This is a genomic window from Maricaulis sp. CAU 1757 (genome assembly GCF_054482675.1).
Window position 1 is genome coordinate 189,404 of sequence record NZ_JBTLRI010000001.1, and the last position, 18,904, is coordinate 208,307.

General features: G+C 62.9%; 16 protein-coding genes. 2 read left to right on the forward strand and 14 right to left on the reverse strand.

Annotated elements, in window-relative coordinates; genetic code table 11:
- The first annotated feature begins 37 nt into the window (after positions 1 to 37).
- Positions 38 to 373 carry a helix-turn-helix domain-containing protein gene (locus ACXYMR_RS00950; RefSeq protein WP_458940870.1) on the forward strand — a complete coding sequence of 112 codons (336 nt, stop codon included), beginning with the start codon at positions 38 to 40 and terminating at the stop codon, positions 371 to 373.
- Between the two features lie 682 nt (positions 374 to 1,055).
- Here ACXYMR_RS00950 and ACXYMR_RS00955 read toward each other — a convergent pair.
- The gene (locus tag ACXYMR_RS00955) at positions 1,056 to 1,703 is read right to left on the reverse strand and encodes a cation transporter (protein WP_458940871.1); all 648 of its coding nucleotides are present in this window, start codon (positions 1,701 to 1,703) and stop codon (positions 1,056 to 1,058) included.
- Positions 1,704 to 1,768: 65 nt separating this feature from the next.
- On the opposite strand from ACXYMR_RS00955, the gene ACXYMR_RS00960 reads away from it, so the two are divergent.
- Positions 1,769 to 2,206 carry a MerR family transcriptional regulator gene (locus tag ACXYMR_RS00960; protein WP_458940872.1) on the forward strand — a complete coding sequence of 146 codons (438 nt, stop codon included), beginning with the start codon at positions 1,769 to 1,771 and terminating at the stop codon, positions 2,204 to 2,206.
- Positions 2,207 to 2,237: 31 nt separating this feature from the next.
- On the opposite strand, the gene ACXYMR_RS00965 is transcribed toward ACXYMR_RS00960, so the two are convergent.
- From ACXYMR_RS00965 to ACXYMR_RS01025, 13 genes are all read right to left on the reverse strand, one after another.
- Positions 2,238 to 5,354, reverse strand: a complete 3,117-nt coding sequence (locus ACXYMR_RS00965) for an efflux RND transporter permease subunit (RefSeq protein ID WP_458940873.1) — start codon at positions 5,352 to 5,354, stop codon at positions 2,238 to 2,240.
- Positions 5,338 to 6,570, reverse strand: a complete 1,233-nt coding sequence (locus ACXYMR_RS00970; protein WP_458940874.1) for an efflux RND transporter periplasmic adaptor subunit — start codon at positions 6,568 to 6,570, stop codon at positions 5,338 to 5,340. The genes ACXYMR_RS00965 and ACXYMR_RS00970 overlap by 17 nt, the downstream gene beginning before the upstream one ends.
- Before the next feature lie 2 nt (positions 6,571 to 6,572).
- Positions 6,573 to 7,880 carry a TolC family protein gene (locus ACXYMR_RS00975; protein ID WP_458940875.1) on the reverse strand — a complete coding sequence of 436 codons (1,308 nt, stop codon included), beginning with the start codon at positions 7,878 to 7,880 and terminating at the stop codon, positions 6,573 to 6,575.
- A gap of 41 nt (positions 7,881 to 7,921) precedes the next feature.
- On the reverse strand, positions 7,922 to 8,254 hold the full coding sequence (locus ACXYMR_RS00980; RefSeq protein ID WP_458940876.1) for a hypothetical protein: 333 nt from the start codon (positions 8,252 to 8,254) through the stop codon (positions 7,922 to 7,924).
- 283 nt (positions 8,255 to 8,537) lie between these two features.
- On the reverse strand, positions 8,538 to 11,669 hold the full coding sequence (locus ACXYMR_RS00985) for an efflux RND transporter permease subunit (protein ID WP_458940877.1): 3,132 nt from the start codon (positions 11,667 to 11,669) through the stop codon (positions 8,538 to 8,540).
- Positions 11,666 to 13,171, reverse strand: coding sequence for an efflux RND transporter periplasmic adaptor subunit (locus ACXYMR_RS00990; protein ID WP_458940878.1), 1,506 nt, complete (start codon positions 13,169 to 13,171; stop codon positions 11,666 to 11,668). Before ACXYMR_RS00990 ends, ACXYMR_RS00985 begins: the two co-directional genes overlap by 4 nt.
- Positions 13,168 to 14,415: a TolC family protein gene (locus tag ACXYMR_RS00995; RefSeq protein WP_458940879.1), complete on the reverse strand. Its 1,248-nt coding sequence runs from the start codon at positions 14,413 to 14,415 to the stop codon at positions 13,168 to 13,170. The genes ACXYMR_RS00990 and ACXYMR_RS00995 overlap by 4 nt, the downstream gene beginning before the upstream one ends.
- Positions 14,416 to 14,481: 66 nt before the next feature.
- A complete protein-coding gene (locus tag ACXYMR_RS01000) occupies positions 14,482 to 14,883 on the reverse strand; it encodes a hypothetical protein (RefSeq protein ID WP_458940880.1) in 402 nt (133 codons plus the stop codon).
- Positions 14,884 to 15,357: 474 nt separating this feature from the next.
- The gene (locus tag ACXYMR_RS01005; protein ID WP_458940881.1) at positions 15,358 to 15,786 is read right to left on the reverse strand and encodes an ion channel; all 429 of its coding nucleotides are present in this window, start codon (positions 15,784 to 15,786) and stop codon (positions 15,358 to 15,360) included.
- A 9-nt stretch (positions 15,787 to 15,795) separates the two neighbouring features.
- Positions 15,796 to 16,344, reverse strand: coding sequence for a DUF305 domain-containing protein (locus tag ACXYMR_RS01010; RefSeq protein ID WP_458940882.1), 549 nt, complete (start codon positions 16,342 to 16,344; stop codon positions 15,796 to 15,798).
- A 142-nt stretch (positions 16,345 to 16,486) separates the two neighbouring features.
- A complete protein-coding gene (locus tag ACXYMR_RS01015) occupies positions 16,487 to 16,939 on the reverse strand; it encodes a c-type cytochrome (RefSeq protein WP_458940883.1) in 453 nt (150 codons plus the stop codon).
- 14 nt (positions 16,940 to 16,953) lie between these two features.
- Positions 16,954 to 17,988 carry an acyltransferase family protein gene (locus ACXYMR_RS01020; protein ID WP_458940884.1) on the reverse strand — a complete coding sequence of 345 codons (1,035 nt, stop codon included), beginning with the start codon at positions 17,986 to 17,988 and terminating at the stop codon, positions 16,954 to 16,956.
- A 108-nt stretch (positions 17,989 to 18,096) separates the two neighbouring features.
- Positions 18,097 to 18,855 carry a PepSY domain-containing protein gene (locus ACXYMR_RS01025; protein ID WP_458940885.1) on the reverse strand — a complete coding sequence of 253 codons (759 nt, stop codon included), beginning with the start codon at positions 18,853 to 18,855 and terminating at the stop codon, positions 18,097 to 18,099.
- Positions 18,856 to 18,904: the final 49 nt, after the last annotated feature.

Sequence of the window (18,904 nt, forward strand, 5' to 3'; positions counted from 1 at the left end):
GGCACGGCGTTGCTAATGGCGCTGTGCCAACAACACCATGTTCGACGCGAATGCCATTCGGCTAAAGGCCTGCCGTCGGCGTGGCGGGCTCGACCAGGCCGAGCTTGCCCAACTGGTCGGAACTAGCCTCAGCACCATCTCACGAATTGAATGCGGGCAGGTGCGCCCCGATACCCTCACGCTGCTGACCTACGAACTTATTTTCGATATTCCCGCGGCCAACTTGTTACCTGACACCACCGCGGATCTCCGACGCCGTACTCAGGCGCGCGCTGCGAAGCTACTTAAGCGTTGTGAGCAATCGCGAACCACCCCCCTCCCTGCAAAGGTCGAGTTCATCAAATCCATCTGCCGACGTTTTGACGGCCCTTAGCCTTGAAAGCCGAGTGCCAAATAGCGCACGTCCTCGCCTTGGAACCGAGTTCACGAGGGCTCTGCTACGTCGTTTTTGATGCCAATCGGCGCGTATTGGATTGGGGCGGCCGCGAAGCAAGGGTGAATAAGAACCGATTTTGTCGGACCGCTGCCGGTAAGTTGATCCGGGGTTACCATCCCATTCATGTTGTTATGGAAGAAGGAGATGCTCCGACATCGACCCGCCACCACCGTATCCGTGTCCTCCTGCGAGAGATTGCCAAGGATGCCAAACAGAGCGGCTACACCGTCGTGCTGATATCCCGCCTCAAGGTGCGACAGCGGTTCTGCGTGTACGGTATCAGCTCGAAAGACGACATCGCGACAGCCGTCTGCGACATCCTTCCGGAGCTCTCACCGCGCCTGCCAAAGAAACGAAGACCGTGGGAGAGTGAACATTACTCGTTGGCGCTGTTCGAGGCGGCAGCCTTGGGTATAACCTTTTTTTCCAGGCGCGATCAGTAAGCCCGACGGACCGACTGGGGAACGCGGTGATTAACAATATCTGGCGCTGTGCCGGTGGCCGTGCCTCAACGCCGCTGGACCCGTGTCTGCACATTCGGTCTGATCCACTGGGCAGCCAGTTTGGGCCAGCTGGAACCCTCCGCCCAGCGACGCGCTAGGCCCGAGCCAATACGGTCTTAGGCGTTGTGCGGGCGCTCAGGGTCAGCGGGCGGGACGTTGCATTGGCGGAGTTCGGCCAGGGCTTGCGTGCAGATCGACCAAGCGGACCGTGTAAAGAGACCGGCCAAGGCAACAGCCAGCACAAGATCGGGCCAGGCGGAGCCAGTCACGGCCACCAGCCCGCCGGCGATCATGACGCCGACATTGCCAATGGCGTCATTGCGGGAGCACAGCCACACCGAGCGGACGTTGGCATCGCCGTCTCTCCATTTGAGAAGGATGAGGACGCTGGCCGCGTTTGCAAGGAGGGCGGCGAAACCGACAATACCCATGGTTTCAGCGACAGGCGGTTCGCCGGACAGCGCACGCACCAGGGTCATGGCCAGTACTGAAACCGCGATTACGAGCAGCAGGCCGCCTTTGAAAAGCGCGGCCCGGGCACGCAGCGCCAAGCTCGACCCGATCACGAGCAGACTGATCGTATAGGTCATGGTGTCGCCGGCAAAGTCGAGGGCATCGGCTTTCAGGGCCTGCGAGCCGGAGGCGAACCCGGCCGTTATTTCAACGGCGAACATCACCAAATTGATACCGATCACGGCCCACAGGGCGCGCCGGTAAGCGACGGATGTGCCGTCGAACTTTTGCTCATTTGAGCAGCAACTCATGGTCTTGACTCCTAGCTTCGGCCTGGACTCTAATTTCTACAGCGGCTGTAGAAGCAAGAAGAAAAATGACGAGAGAATTCAGTATCGGACAAGCGGCAGAAAGGTCCGGCGTCAAAGTGACGACGATCCGCTACTACGAAAGTGTCGGCCTGATGCCGGAACCGAAGCGGGTTGAGAGCGGTCGCCGCGTCTATGATCAAGCGTCGGTAGATCTGCTGGGTTTCATTCGGCATGCGCGGGATCTCGGTTTCTCGGTCGAGGCCATTCGCGACCTTATCGCCTTGCAGGAGAACCCGGGCACTGACTGCACCCGCGCCGATGAGCTGGCCCGTCATCACCTTGCGGCGACACAAAAGCGCATCGAACAGCTACGCATTCTCGAGCGTGAACTCAAACGCATGATCGACGGGTGTGCCGGCGGCCAAGTGGGCAGCTGCGAGATTGTCACGAGCTTGTTCGATCATTCGCGCTGTCTGTCCGGACACCAGGTCGGCCGGGATTGACAGCGACCGAGGTCGCCGCCAATTCATCGCGCTAGCGTTTGGGCGCGAACCATTTGTACACGGCCGGAAGCACCAGCAGTGTCAAAATGGTCGAGGTCACGAGACCGCCAATCACGACAGCCGCTAGGGGACGCTGAACCTCAGACCCGATACCGGATGCAAAAAGCAATGGCATCAGGCCGAGACCTGTCGTTGTCGCCGTCATGAGAACGGGCTGGGCCCGCCGTGCGGCTGCTTCGACGCTGAAAACGTCGATGTCAGCGCGGTCTTTGGCGAAGCGGTCCAGAAAGGACACGAGCACCATCCCGTTCCCGAGGGCGATACCGAACAGAGCGATGAAGCCAACGGACGCCGGCACGGAAAGGTTCTGTCCTGTGAGCCACAGGGCAATGATACCTCCCACCAGGGCGAGCGGAATATTGGCCAGGATCAAGAGCGCGCTCTTCAACCTTCCAAAGCTGAACAAGAGCAAGAGGAAAACGATGCCGAGCGTCACAGGAATGACGACCGCGAAGCGGGCATTCGCCTGTTGTTGCAGCTCGAACTGACCGCCCCATTCAACGAAATATCCTGGTGGAAGCTCGATTTGGGACGCCACGGCATCCTGCCCCTCGGCAACGAAGGAGCCAATGTCGCGATCACGCACATTGGTCTGCACGGTGATGTAGCGTTGACCGTTTTCGCGGGTGATTTGCCGGGGTCCTTCAATGCGTTCCACCGCAGCGACCTGGCTTAGAGGTATCACTTCTCCGCCTGGCCCGTTGATGATGATCCGACGAATACGTTCCGCATTCAGGCGGTCGGCCTCACGGTAGCGGACGATGATGTCGAAGCGGCGAACCCCGTCGAACACCTGCCCGGCCTCTCTTCCGCCCACAGCAGACCGGACCACGGCCAGTACGTCCTCGACATTGAGGCCAAAACGACTGATCGCTTCGCGATTGACCGTGATCCGCATTTGAGGTGCACCCGTCATCTGATCGGTTTGCACGTCGGCGGCTCCGTCAATTGCGCGAATGACGTCGGCGATTTCGGCGGCGTAGGCTTCGAGAACGCTTGCGTCCTCGCCGAACAGCTTGATCGCGAGGTCGGCCTTGGTGCCGGTCAGCAGCTCGTCTGTTGCCGCCGCAATCGGTTGAGTGAAGTTGAAGCGAGCGCCCGCGAAGCCTTCGAACCGTTCGCTCATCAAGGACAGCAAATCGGCTTGGGTGGATGCGGACGTCCACTCGCGTCGCGGGCGCAGCGCAACAAAGGCTTCGGCGCTGTTGACCGGGTCAGCATGCGCGCCGACCTCCCCACGTCCGATACGCGTCACTACGCGTTCGACCTCGGGAAAGTCGGTCAACAATCGTTGTTCGAACCGGGTCACCGTGTCCCTGGCTTCCGGAAGCGCAATTGAGGGGGCCATTGTTAGCCGGACCAGAAGGTCACCTTCATTCATCCGCGGGGTGAACTCGGAGCCCAGACGCGGAAAGACCACTGCGCCCGCCAGCAGTATCGCCGCTGCCAACCCAACGGCCACGGGCCTATGTTGAACGAAGAAGCGCACCACTGGCCCAAATCTACGCTCGTAGAAGCCGGTTCCGTCAGTCTGGCTGTCGGATTTACCCGCCTTGGCGCGCAATCCGGCTGCCGAGGCGGCCGGGGCCAGGAACATGGCAAACACCAGCGAGCCCATCATGGCAAAGACGACCGCGAAGGCCAGCGGCCTGAATGTGCGCCCTTCTACGCCCTGGAGCGTGAGAATGGGAACAAACACGACCATGACTATCAGGATGGCGAAGATCAGCGGCTGGAGAACTTCGGCGCAGGCCGTTGCCACGACCCGAAGTTTGCTGTCGTCGCCGCTTGCGGAGGCAAGCGCTCGGTTTGCATTTTCGACGATGACCACGGCCCCGTCGACCATCATGCCAATGGCGATGGCAATGCCGCCCAGTGACATCAGGTTTGCCGAGACCCCGAACAACTGCATTGCGACCAGAGCGAACGCGACCGAGAATGGAATGGACGCCACAACAATCAAGCTCGGCCTCCACCCTCCAAGAAAAAGAAACAGGACGACGGCAACGAGTAGCGCGCCTTGCCAAAGCGCTGTCGTCATCGTCGAGACGGCCGCATTGACCAGCTCTGACTGATCATAATACGGCACCGCACGGACGCCGGGCGGCAGGGAGGCGTTGATACGCTCCATGCGTTCGTGCACCAGCGAAATGACTTCGTTGGTGTTGGCACCCATCAGCTTGAGAACCAGACCGGCGACGACTTCGCCGGTTCCGTTCATCGTTGCCAGGCCCTGCCTCGGCGCCCCACCGATTTCTACGGTCGCAACATCACGAATGCGGATGGGAATGGTGTCCTCGACGGCGACCACGATGTCGGCAAGATCGTGAACACCGCTCGCGAGGCCGACAGCCCGGACGGTATATTGTTCGCTATTCTCGACAAGGAATTGAGCGCCGGCGTTGGCGTTATTGGTTTCTACCGCAGAGATGATGTCCGCGATCGAGAGCTGGTAGCGGAGCAACGCCTCGGGAAGCACGTTGATCTGGTACTGTTGCTCATACCCGCCAAGGGAGAGGATTTCCGTCACGCCTCGTACGGTTTGCAGATCGAATTTGACCTGCCAATCCTGCAACGTCCTGAGCTCAACGCCATCATGCGTTTCGTCGCTCGTTTCGAGGAAATAGAACAGGATTTGTCCCAAGCCGGTGGTGATCGGGCCCATCTGCGGATCACCAAATCCGCCAGGAATTTCCTCACGCGCCAGCTGAAGGCGTTCGCCAACAAGCTGACGTGCCCAATAGATGTCCACGCCGTCCTCGAAGTAGACGTTGACCACGGAGAGGCCGAAATTCGAGGTGGATCGGATTTCTTTGAGACGGGGAAGCCCGTTCATCGAAGTTTCAACCGGGAAGGTCACATAGCGCTCGACTTCTTCAGGCGCCAGACCCTCTGTCTCGGTGAAGACCTGAACCAGTGTCGGCGTCACATCGGGAAAGGCGTCCACCGGCATCGAGCGGAAGGTCCAAACCCCGGCGACGACGACGAGCACGAATGCCAAGGCGGCCAAAAGCTTTCCGCCCGATACACGCTCGAGAAACCGGAACAATGCCGAGAACGAGTTTGATTGATTAGTGGGCGTGGCCATCATCAAACTCCTCTTTTTGCAGTTCCGCTTTCAGTGTGAAGGTGCCGCTGACGGCGATGGGCTCTCCGCGCTGCAGGCCGGACAGGATTTCCGCGGATGTATCAGTTCGCTCACCAATACTGACCGAACGCACTTCAAAGCCCTCGGCCGTGCGGACGAACACGACGGGCTCGCCATCAATGGTCTGGAGCGCAGAGACCGGCACGCGAAGCACGGGCTGCGCGTCTGCCACAGTCGCCTCGACCGTGACAAAGGTTCCAGGCCGCAGTCTGTCGCCGATGCCATCGACGATGATGCGGGCTCGACCCGTCCGCGTTCGCTCGCCCAGCTGTGGACTTATGAATGCGATGGTCGAGGCAATCGGCGGTCCACTGTCGGATGGAGCGATACTCACCGCAGCCCCCGCTCGCAGCCGGCCAAGGTCTGCGCCATAGACGGCCGCATCGATCCATACCGAACGGGTGTCGGCGATGATGAAGGCGGGCGGCTGCGAGCCTTCTTCAACCACCTCGCCCAGGACAGCATGGCGTTCGATGATGGTCCCGGAAATCGGTGCGGTCACCTCATACTGAGTGAGCGGCCGATCGGTCGGCGTGCCAAGGTTGGCAAGCTGTCTTTGGGAAATTCCCAGAGCATTGAGCTGCTGGCTGATGGTGTGAACGAGGATGCGCGCTTCTTCGAGCGCTTGTTGCGCGCCCAGGAAGTCCTGTTCCGCGGAAATTTGACGCTCCCAGAGTCGCGCTTCGCGATCGAAGGACCGTTGCGCGAGATTGAGCCGCGTCCGAGCCGCCAGATAATCGGCGATCGTATTCGCCAGCTCCCGGCTGTCGAGAACGGCCAGGAGATCGCCGGCTTGAACAAAATCGCCTTCCGTGACTTCAACAGATCGCACGACGCCGGACACACGTGGCGTCACATGTGCCAGCCGGTCGCGGTTAAATCCCACTTCGCCGGGCAGCTCGATCATTCCTGCCACGATGCCCAGATCGACAGGCTCGACCGAAATTCCGAGCTCGTTGATCTGCGCTGGGGTCAGGCGAAGCGACGCGGTTTCGGCATGCTCGTCATGACCCTCGTCCCCATCGTCGTGGGCGTCAGCCTCGGCATGTTGCGGCGCTGCGGCATTGTCCGACGCATCCTCGTCGCCCGGGAGGCACCCGGACAGGAAAATGGAGAGCAGCCAGATGCCAAGGATGGCTTTGAGCGAGTACCTCATGATCAGTCCTCCCCACCATCTACGGACGCCAGGGCATTAAGCATGGGCGCGCCAGCGAGCAGGTCGATGTCGATAGTGGCTGCGGCCAGTTCGGTTTGAGCCGAGATCACATCGATGCGGACGTCGAAATAGGTGCGCTGGATATCGAGCAGATCAAGGATGGACATGGCGCCTTCGCTATAAGCCTCTTGAGCTGCGGCGAACGCGGAATGCGACGCCGGAAGCACGCGCTCCTCTAGTTGGGCCAGCGAGGCTTGCGCTCTGGCCAGTCTGGCTGCCGCCCGCGCAAAACTGCCCAGAATGGCGCGTCTGGCAGTCTCCGCCTCGAGCCGTGCGCCGTTCTCACGGAAGAGCGCTGCCTGGATCCCGTCACGATTCCGGTTGAGCACCGGGATTGGCAATTCGATAGTTGCCAGGAAGGCGATGTCATCGCTCCCGCCGAAGCGGCGCAGGCCGGTCCCGAGTGTCACATCGGGGATGGCTTCGGCTTGCTCCCGGCGAACGTGGAAGCGACTTGCTGTGGCCAAGGCTCCGAGCTGACGAAGCTGCAGATTGGTCGCCAGGATGCTGTCGGCCGTCAAAGCCGAGGCAGCGCTCAGGTTGAGCTCTTCAAGCGGCGAAATGAAATCACCCTCAAGCGCTGTCTCCGCCCATATCGCAGCCAGGTTCTGAACGGCCCCGGTTCGCGCCAGTCGGGCTTCGTCGCGGGCGATGGAGGCTCTGGCAACCAGTATCTCCGCGCGACGCCGTTCAATGGGCGAAGCTCTGCCGGCATCAACCCGTGCATTGATGGCATTGGCTGTCCGCTGGGCGGTCTCGAGCAATTCCTGCCTGACGGCGAACGTCCGTGACGCTGAATAGGCTGAAACGAATGCGCGCGCCGTATCGGCCAACAACGTGGCCTGGGCACTCGCCGCTTCAATTAGCGCGGCATCGGCTCTGGCGCTCTGCGCGCGGTATGCCCACTGCCGGTCGCCTCCGAGCGGTACGGTCTGGCTGACGGACAGGGTCGTATCGGCTTCGCGGAGGCCATTTCGGTCCCCGCCGAAGTCCTCGATTTCCGCGCCGAGCGTGGGGTTGTCCCAGCGACGGGCCAGGGCCGCCTCCGACAGCAGCGCGTCCACCTCAGCAATGGATGCGGCCACCACCGGGTTGTCATCCACGGCCCTATTGAGCACGTCAGAAAGAGAGAATGTGCGGTTCGCTGCGGTCTGCGCGAACGCCACGTCGATTGGCGCGACGGCAAGAATGATCGATGCCAAAGCCCCGCAGCCCGACTGAGCCAGCCGGGCATTCCAGAAATGTTTCATGATTTAAAATTCCGAGCGTTGTTTTCAGTGCTGCGTGTTGGTCAGACTGAAACAGCGATCGGAGGGGTAAAGGGCGGTTCGGGCGACCGGGACCGCATCCGATCATCAATCGGCGGGAAACGGACCGGCAGCTGTCGCTGATAAGGTGAGGTGACCGCAAGCCCGAAGCCGATTGCGTGATGGCATACACCGCAGCCATGCAGGGCATGGCGACCGTGCTCTGATTGTTCGTAATCGTTGGAAGTGTCAGCGTCATCGCCCGACACTTTGGGTGCCTGTTGCTCGATCACCTCGCCGTTGAGAACATGATGATCATGCCCCGGCGATGCTGCGGACACCGCTTCGGCGCCTAGGCCGACCATAAACAACAGCAAGAGTATGCTCGTTAGCGTACGCAATGTGTCCTGACTTCCACGAACCCGCGTTCCCGCGACGGCCCCACGCTCGCCTGTCTACCAACAGGACGTCATCCACTCAAGGTTCACGATGTCGCGGCGTGACCCCAAAAAATTTGACCCCTGGTTCAAGAATGTTCTGACGCGCTCGCATGGTGCGTGACCTACCGCTCGTCAAAATGTCTGGTGCATCCCGCAACGGCCGGTCCAGCCACGCCCGGCCCCTTCCTCGACGGAAATCGGGCCAGGCGTGACCGATCATCTAGGCCTCAGCTCTCCCGAGCGTCCGTCTGCGCCACAGCATGAACGCAGCTGGCAGGACCAGTAGCGCGAGCACGGTGGCACTGGCCATGCCGCCGACCATGGGGGCGGCAATGCGGCGCATCACCTCGGAGCCCGACCCGGTGCCGAACATGATCGGCATAAGCCCCACTATCACCGTCGCGACCGTCATGATGATCGGCCGCACCCGCAACAGCGCGCCTTCTCTTACCGCCTCGTGAAGCTCACGCAGCGACAGCGCCCGCCCCTCCGCCTTGGCGGCCGCCTGATATCGCGCCAGAGACTGCTCAAGATACACGATCATTAGCACCCCGATTTCAACCGCCACGCCCGCGAGCGCAATGAAACCGACTCCGACCGCAACCGACAGATTGTACCCGAGCAGGTCAAGCAGCCAGAGGCCGCCAACCAGGGCCAAGGGCAATGTACCCATGATCAGCAGCACCGGGACGAGCCGCCGGAAACTCAGGAACAGCAGCAGTAGAATGACCGAGACAGTCAGGGGTACGACCAACGCCAATTTGGCTTGCGCCCTTTCCATGTACTCGTATTGCCCCGACCAGCTGAGCGAGTAACCCGGCGGCAGCTCGATCTCCTCCGCCACGGCCCGCCGCGCCTCGGCGACGTAGGAGCCGATATCAACGCCGGCGATATCGATGTAGATCCAGCCGTTGAGCCTCGCATTCTCGCTCCGGATTACTCCGGGGCCTTCATCGATCCGTATTTCGGCGATCCGCCCCAGCGGAATCTCCTCGCCGGTTGGCGTGATCACGGGCAAGGCAAGTAGCTCGGCAACCGAACCCCGGTAGTCCTGCGGATAACGGAGATTGACCGGATAACGCTGCAACCCCTCCACGCTCTCTGTCACTGTCATCCCGCCGATCGCGGTACCGATCACGTCATGGACATCGGCGATGTTGAGGCCAAATCGGGCCGCTTCCGTCCGGTTCACATCGATGTCGATAAAGCGTCCGCCCGTCACCCGCTCGGCATAGACCGAGGCGGTTCCGGGAACCCCGCTGATGATCGTTTCGATCTCCTGGCCAAGTTCCGCGATCACCGCCAGATCGGGACCGGCGACCTTGATCCCGACCGGTGTCTTGATTCCGGTGGCCAGCATGTCGATGCGATTACGAATGGGCATGATCCAGACATCACTGAGACTCGGCACATCGACGATTGCGTCCAGTTCGGCGCGGATGTCATCGATGGTCATTCCGGGGCGCCATTCCTCTCGGGGTCGTAGCTGGATGGTCGTTTCGATCATGGTCAGGGGGGCCGGATCAGTGGCCGTTTCGGCCCGCCCGGCCTTGCCGTGCGTGGTCAGCACTTCCGGCACACTCATGATCAACCGGTTGGTCTGCTGCAGCAATTCGCCCATTTTGCCGGCCGACGCTGCCGGATAAGCGCTCGGCATGTACAGCAGGTCGCCTTCGTCGAGGTCCGGCATGAACTCGCTGCCCATGCGCGACAGCGGCACCGCGGCGCTGGCGACTGCCAGCACTGACAGGCCCACCATCAGCCACGGCCGGGCCAATACGAGCGCGAGATACGGCTGGTAGGCCGCCATCAGGATCCGGTTGACCGGGTTCTTGCGCTCCGGCGTGATCCGGCCGCGGATGAAATAGCCCATCAACACCGGCACCAGGGTGATGGAGAGCCCCGCCGCGGCGGCCATGGCATAGGTCTTGGTGAAGGCCAGTGGATGGAATAGGCGTCCTTCCTGCGCCTCCAGAGCAAATACGGGCAGAAAGCTGACCGTGATGATCATCAGCGAGAAGAAAAGCGCCGGGCCGACCTCTGCCGAGGCCTGGGCGACAACTCGCCATCGGTTCTCCCGGGTCAAAGGCTCGCGCTCGACGTGCTTGTGAAGGTTCTCGATCATCACGATCGCTGCATCGACCATCGCCCCGATGGCGATGGCAATTCCACCCAGTGACATGATGTTCGCGTTGATCCCCTGGGCGTTCATGATCGCGAATGCGGCCAGGATGCCGAGCGGCAGGCTGAGCACAATCACCAGGGATGAGCGAAGATGGAAAAGGAAGATCGCACACACCAGCGCGACGATTATGATTTCCTCAATGAGTTTTTCTCTCAGCGAGTCCACCGACCGCTCGATCAGACCGGCACGATTGTAGGTGGTCACGATCTCCACGCCGTCGGGCAGGGACGCCCGTAATTCGTCGAGTCGGGCTTCCACCCGCTCAATTGTCGCCATGGCGTTCTCGCCATAGCGCATGATGACCACACCGCCTGCCGCTTCGCCTTCCCCATTCAGCTCGCCAATACCGCGCCGCAATTCGGGACCGATGCGAACGCCCGCGACGTCGGACACAAGGATCGGAGTCCCGGTGTCGGTCACTCCAACCGGGATCGCCTGGATATCGTCGATGCCCGAGATGTAGCCAGAGGCGCGGACCATGTATTCGGCTTCCGCCATCTCGATGACCCGCCCGCCGCTCTCTCGGTTGCCCCGCTGCAGGGCATCGCGAACCCGGCTCAGGGGAATGGAATACGCCCGCAAGCGGTCGGGGTCGGCGACCACCTGATACTGCCGGACCATGCCGCCGATCGCGGCGACCTCGGCAACGCCTTCGATGGTCTGGAGCTCGTATTTCAGAAACCAGTCCTGGATGGACCGCAACTCCGCGAGGTCATGCCGCCCGCTCCGGTCCACCAGCGCATATTGGTAAATCCAGCCGACGCCAGTCGCGTCCGGTCCGAGCGCCGTCACGGCCTCATCCGGTAGCGTCGGAGCGACCTGGGCCAGGTATTCCAGGACACGAGACCGGGCCCAGTAGAGATCCGTCCCGTCCTCGAAGATCACATACACATAGCTGTCATTGAAGAAGGAGTAGCCGCGAACCGTCGACGCGCCCGGCACGGCCAGCATCGCCGTGGTAAGGGGATAGGTCACTTGGTCTTCAACGACCTGCGGCGCCTGGCCCGGATAGGTCGTCTTGACGATCACCTGAACGTCAGACAGGTCGGGAATGGCATCGAGCGGGGTTCGGGCCAGCGAGTACAGGCCATACCCCGTCAGCATGGCAGCCAGGATGAGGACGATCAGCCGGTTGCCGATCGACCAGCGGATGACCGAGGCGATCATTGCGGCTCCTCCCCAGATTCAGCGTCATGTGGGGTCGGCACGATCTCCGTGATCAGCCAGCCGCCTTCCGGGCGCTCTTCGAGCACAAAGCTGATCCGCTTACCGGCTTCGAGCCCCTCCAGGTCCACTTCGGGGTCAATGTCGAATGCCATCGTCATGGCTGGCCAGCCGATGGCCGGGATCGGTTCGTGTTCCAGCCGAACACGCCCCTCCGCGGACATCAAGGACACGACCCGACCGACTCCCTGCACATCTGCCTGCGCCGGCGCCATGGCCGCGTCGCGTTCGCCTTCAGGCGGGCTCATGCGCAGCAGGCCCCCCTGCAAACTGGCCTCGGAATCGATCAGGAACTGGCTCGACACCACGATCCGTTCGCCGGGCGCAAGCCCTTCGACGATCTCGACCTGTCCGCCCGCCTCCTGGCCAGCAATGACGCGGGCTGGCTGGTAGCGGCCGTCTCCAAGGGCCAGAATGACCCGGTCGGAGTCCCGGGTCCGGATGAGGGCCTCGCGCGGGATCTGGACCACATCACGGCGCGGCGCCGCCTCAATGGTCACATTGACATAGCTGTTGGGCCGAAGAGCGCCATCCGCATTGTCCAGGCGCACCCGGACCGGCACCGCGCGACTCTGCGCGTCAACAGTGGGATAGACGTACTCGACCGTCCCGAGCCAGACGCGGCCGGGCTGGTCCGGAGAGCGGATCTCAACAGGATGCCCGGGCCTCACGGCCTGCGCCTGGGCCTCGAACAGGTCAGCGACAATCCAAACCTGGGACAGGTCCGCGAGGGTCATGAGCGGGGTCCCGGGCTGGACGTGCTGGCCGTCGCGCACGGCGATCTCCAACGCGGTACCGCCCTGGTCCGCACGCAAATCGATCAGGCGGGCGGCCTCACCGGTGCGGGCCACCGCATCTATCTGCCGGCGGCTCATGCCGAGAGCCAGCAGGCGCTGGCGGGCCGAGCGGATCAGCGCCTCGCGATCAAGCCGCAAGGCCTGCAGAAACTCGCTCTGGGCGGCGGACAGGTCCGGCGCATACATGCGGAACAGGAGAGCATCGTCCTGTACGACGTCACCCATGGCGGTCACACGCAGGTCCTCGATCCAGCCTTCAGTCCGGACCTCGATCACCCTGATCTGGTCATCCACCGGGCGGACGTGACCGACGGTCGCGATACGCTGTGACAGGGGGCTGCGCTCGACGACCGCGGTTCGGACCCCGATATTGTTCTCGACGGCCGGGTCGATGCGGACGATCCCCGCCTCATCCTCTTGCCCGACCTCGTCCGCATACACCGGCACAAGGTCCATTCCCATCGGAGACTGGCCAGGCTCATCGCGCCGGTAGCTGGGGTCCATCGGGGCGACCCAGTACAAGACTTCGCGCTCGGCCGGCCCCGCCGGCACAGCCTCTTCATTCATCAACAAGGACCAGGCCATCGCGCCCAGGACTGCGCCACCGGCCACGAGGCCGGCAGCGATAAAGATATTTCGCGCATTCATTGGGGTTCTCCGACGAGATAAAGAAGGCCGGCCTCGGCCTTGCGGGCATTGACGTGCAAACGCAGGAACTCCAGCTCGATATCGAGCCAGGCAAGCTGTGCACGCACCAGTTCGGGAAAGTCCGCACCGTCGTTTTCATAGGCCGTCATCACCGCCTCAACCGTGGCGCGAGCATTAGGGAGCACGGACCGCTCATAAACCGCGATGGCCGTGACCTGGCCGCGACGCTCGACCTGCAGCCGCTCCCAGTCTCGGCGCAGGTCCAGCAGCACCGCTTGCCGCTCCATTTCTGCAGCGGACCGGGCCTCGCGGGCACTCGCCACACCGGCATGGCGGGCTTCGCGCTCGAACAGTGGGACAGCCACGCTGACGCCAATGCTCGCCGTGTCTGACCGGCTATCCCGGAGGCCATACGCGGCCTCGACGGACCAAGCCGGCTTGAACGCCTGGCGTGCCAATTCAATCGCTCGGTTGCTTGCTTGCACCGCGGCATCAAGCACATTGACGGACGGGTGCCTCGCCAACTGGACCTCGACCGATTCTTCGTTCTGACCGGCGGGCAGTGAGGGCAGTTGCCGGGGCAGCGGGCGGCGACCATCCGGCCCGACAAAGCGGACCAACCGCGATTGGGCGTCCTGCAACTGCCGGTCAATGTCCACCAGACGGGTGTCCAGAACTGCGGTTTCCAGGTCCGTGCGGATCACGTCCGCAGCGGTCGAACGCCCCGACGCATAGGTGGCCAGCGCGGCTTCGCCGAGGAGCGCCAATTCCTCCTGTCGCAGCAGAGTGAGATGTCGCGCTTCCTGCCAATAAAAGGCATCCAGCCAGCTTTCGCGCACATCGCGCCGAATGGCGCGTTGGCGTTCCGCGGCCCGGGCTTGGGCGCCCATGGCCTCGGCCTCCCGGCGCGCCTGCCGCAAACTCCCGGTTTCACCGCGAAGAAACGCCTGGCGGACGGTGAGCGAGCCTTGCGTCATGGCTTCACGGTTGAGATCGAGATCGCCGAGCGGCAAATTGTTGACACCTGCCCGGACGACCGGGTCAGGACGGCTGTTTTCTGACCGACCCAGCGCCTCGAGCGAGGCCGAGCGGCGGTGCCAGGCCTGCACGCCGGGATCGCCACTTTGTTCGGCAATGTGCACCGCCTCGGCCAGGCCAAGTGACCGCAGGGCAGTGGGCGATTGCGCCACCGCGGATGCGGTCGCAGCGGCCGCAAGCGCAGCCGCGAAGAGGGAAAATTTCATTAAAAGCTCCACACACAGGAATCATCGACAGCGGCGCAGGTCGGACGACCAGTGCCCCAGCGAGGGCTATGTGCGGGGAGGTCGTTTCAGTCCGTCAAGCGAGACCGTGCGGAGCGCAACCGCCCGTCGTCTGGTGTGGTCTGCGCCTAGCATCCGCTTCGCCTCGACCCTGTGATCCGGCGTAAGCATTGTCATCGCGGGCGTGCAGGAGACCATCATGGCGCAGGTCGCGTCATCGCATTCGCTGTGAGGCGCGTTCGGGGTCTGTGTCTCAGCCGCCAGGTCGGACGCGCCGCCCATGCAGCAACCCGCTTCATGGTGCCCCGACATGCACGCCTCGGGCGCCGGATCCAAATCCGCGAACCCCGGGGCGGACAAGATCAACAAAATCGACAGCGCCGCCAGCACCAAGCCGGCAAGCCTTGTTTTCCCGTCGATCCAGAAGCCGTGCGTCAAAATCTCATCCACCGTCGCAGGCGCCTCTAGGCACCGCCACATCGTGTCCCTAGCAATGCCGGCGCTCCGTGTCGAGGTTTACCTGGCTGTATGGACCGCCCTCACCTTGGAGCACTATTAGCCTCGGCCGAGTAGCTATCTTCATATTTAGTTGTAGAGACCGCAATCGCCTCTAAGGCGTCAACGCCTAAACCGATCGAGTTGGGGCACACCTATTTGAGTAGCCGCGCGACTGGGTCTCAGATGGACGCCTTGAACATTTGGTAATCAACGGCGTGCTGACACTCGACCAGCCGCGCGATCTCTTCCTCCCGCGCAAAAATGTGCGTAACTTGCCAGCATTCATTGCGCTATAGAGAAAGTGTAGCTCGGGCATGCCGGGTAACAAGCGGGATTCAGCCCCCAACCCTAAGCAAGACACCCGATTGAGCGGGTTGTCCCCGGGGAATAATAGCCACGAGACAACACGTGATAGGCGGGCGCGCATCAGTCCGCATCGTTCCACACATTCTGGCATACCGAATACAAGTAGGTCGCCGACCAGGTCAGCAGCATGAAACCGAGCAAGCTCTCGACAATCGCAAGCAGGCGCGCATCGCCGACGACATCGAAGGGCGCATAGCCCAGGGTGGCAAACATCACGCCCGACAGGTAGAGCCAGTCTAGCGGAGTGCCTTGAAACCCCTGACCGTCGATCACCGGCCCCGTCCAGTCATTGGCCCAGGCCCAGACCGCGGCCCACACCGCGATCTCTACCGCGTGCACGACCACCAGCCCCACGAACACGGCCACCGGCCGCGCCCCATGCGGGGGCAGAAGGCGCGAGCTGGCCCGCCTCAGTCCGAGCAGGCTGTAATGGTGGAAGGCCGCCATCGCCACGATGATGACGGCACTCAGGAGGCTGATCAGTCCCATCGTCCCGGCCTAGGGCACGGTCGGGTCATCCGGCGCCACCACGCCCTCGAATTCCGGCACCGGCCGCGCCGCCGCCTCGGCCTCGGTGCGGGCCAGACCGTTGGCGTCGATGTCCTCGAGCAGCCACTCCATCTCCTTGATCTCCTTGCGCTGGGCCTCGATGATCGCGTCGGCCAACTCGCGCACGCGGACATCCTGGATATAGGCCCGCTCGGAGGTCAGGATGGCGATCGAGTGGTGCGGGATCATGGCGCTCATCCAGCTCTCATCGCCGATCGTCTCCTGGCTGCGCACCAGCCAAAGGGCGACGAAGAAGACCACCGCGCTGCCGGCGAAGATGGCCAGGTTGAGTTTGGTGTTCTTGTACATGGACAGCATGAAGGCGAGCATCACGATGGCCATCGCCCCGCCCATCATGAAGGTCATGTAGAACCGCGTTTCCGACCAGTACAGATGGGACAGGTCATAGGTGTTGAGATATTTGATGCCGAACATCACCACCATGGAGGTGAGGATCATCGCGGCGAACTTCACATAGCTGGACTTGTGTTCCTGCATGGCGGGCCTCCGGGATTGGGTGAAATGCTGTGTTTGACTACAACGCCCGCGCGCGATCAGGGTTCCCTTCGAGCCGATACGCCACAAAGGTGACGCCACCACTCGGGAAGGCCGCGGGCCACCACCATTCCGTGACCCGCTCCTACTCCGCCCGTGCGCTGATCGCGTCCTGCCGCGCCCGAATTTCCTCCGGCCAGGTCGACTTGATATAGGCCAATACGGCCCGGATCTCGGTGTCGGTCATCTGGTCGGCAAAGCCCGGCATGTCGGACTCGTAGCCCGGCGGCGTCACGGCCTCCGTGCCCAGCTTGGTGATCTCGAACAGCACCGCATCCGGATGGTGCCACGTATGCCCGGTTACATCATGCGGCGGTGCTGGCAGGCGGCCGTTCGGCAAGCGCGTGCGCCAGTCCGGCTGGCCTTCCAGCTCGACGCCATGACAGCTCGCACAATGCACCTGGTAGAGGTCCGCACCCTGGGCCAGCACGGCCGGGTCATCGGTCGGGATCGGCCACTCCTCGCTTGCCGAGCCGTCCGAGCAGGCTGTCAGGACGCCAACCGCAACACCCAGTACGAAAGTTGATCGGAGGAACATCGGGACGGACATCGCTACCATTGGGTTTCCTCGGGTCGAGGCGGGTCATCGACGTGCCGCCGACGCGAGGATCGCCTCGATTTCAACGCTAGCGCCGGCTTTTCGATTCCGTACCAGCTGGCCGCGGCGACCAGAAGGGTGACCGGCAGCGCAATGGCGAGTACGCCCGCAGGGGTAATGTCCGGCCAGGCCAGCACCACGGTCTGCATGACCGGATAGTGCCAGATGTAGAGACCGTAGGACCAATCCGGCATGCGGGCCAGCTTCGGCAGCCCGCCCAACCGGCCCAGGCCGAGCCAGAACAGCACCGAGGCGAGGACCAGGTTCATGAACAGCTCCGCCACCGGCATCGACCCGGCGAGCAGCCAGAGCGGCGCGGCAAGCACCGCCAGGACGGGCAAGAGCGGAATTTGGTGCCGCCAATGGTAGAAGGCCATGCCGATCAGGAAGGGTGTAGCCAGCCGGCTGCCCAGCTCGATCAGCGCCGGCGCGTCCGGCCAGGCGGACCGAACGCCCAGATAAACCGCCGCCATGGCCGCGGTGAGCAGCAGAACCGAATAGCGCCCCCAGGGCAGAGGGGAGAAAAACAGCACGGCCGCGCCGCCATAGGCGAGAACCTCATAGCGCAGAGTCCACAAGGTGGCCGAAAACTCGCCGCTCCAGGGATTCTCCGCGAATACGCCCGCCGGACCCTGCGAGGTATCGAGAAATCCCATCACCTGCATCGGATATGTCCAGGTCTGCAGGCTCCCCCAATACGCCGAGGGCGACAGGTCGGTAACCACCGGACCGATGACGAGAACGGCGGTCAGAGCGAGCACGCACAAGGCCGGCCAAATCCGCAACATCCGCGCAAGAGCGAAGTCTACCGGGTCCCTGCGACGCTCCAGACTGTTGGCAATCAAGAAGCCACTTAGGACAAAAAAGCCGTTGACCGCCGCGAAACTCAGCGACCAGCCATTCACCGCGAGCGGAGGCGGGGGCTCCGGACCCTGCAGAACGATGAAGCCGTGCTCGACGAGCACCATCAGGGCCAGACCGTGGCGCACCAGGGTCAGGCGATTGTCGCGGCCGGTAAAGGCCGCTCCGAGTGTGTTCGAGATAGTGATCCGGATCCTCCCTGTCTGGGAGGACTACGCGGGTGCTCCCCGCTTCCCTCACTCGGCCGGATGATTGGACCGCGCCGTTCGCCGGGCGCGCGACTTCGCCATCTCCATGCGCACTAGGCGCTGCATCCGTAAAATGAGCAGCAGGAAGCCGGCGAGGACGGTCGTCAGCGCAAGCAGAGAGGCGGTGATCAGCAGCGGATTGTTGAAATTTTCCCGCTCCTCATAGTCCATGATGTGAAGCATCCAGAAGAAATCGAAGAAGCGCCAGCTCGCATTGCGCCGGGCCGCAACCAAGCCGGTGTCCGGGCTGACATAGAGCCGGGTTTCCTCGCCGTCATCCATGGTGACGCGCCAGGTCGGCCCGCCGCCGCCGGCCTCGCGCGGCGCGGCGTCAAGATACTCCACCGAAGCAATGTCGTCCGACCCGGCGTAATCGGCACGCGCCGCAGCCACCGCGCCCTCCCGGTCCACCGGGCTGAGCCGGGCCCCGGTTTCGGCATCGATCATCACAGGGAGGCCGCCGCCCGACACCACGCGCCAGACCGGCCGGTCCAGCCAGGTCTCCAGCCGCGCGCTGCGCAGCGGGGCGGCGAAGTCCGCCCGGTCCAGGGCGTCAGCCAGGGGCAGGACCCGCGCCGCGTCCAGAGACACGACGGCCGGTTCGGCCACGTTGTGTTCGCCGCGCACCTTGTCGAGCGGCAGCACGCTCATGACGACCCCGCCCATAACCCAGAGCACGATCTGGATTCCGACCGCCAGGGCGATCCATTTGTGAACCCGGATGGTCCAGCGCAGCAGTGTCGTCATGTCGTCTTCCCCGAAACGTCAGGGGGGGGGGGGGGGGGGAGGGGGAGAG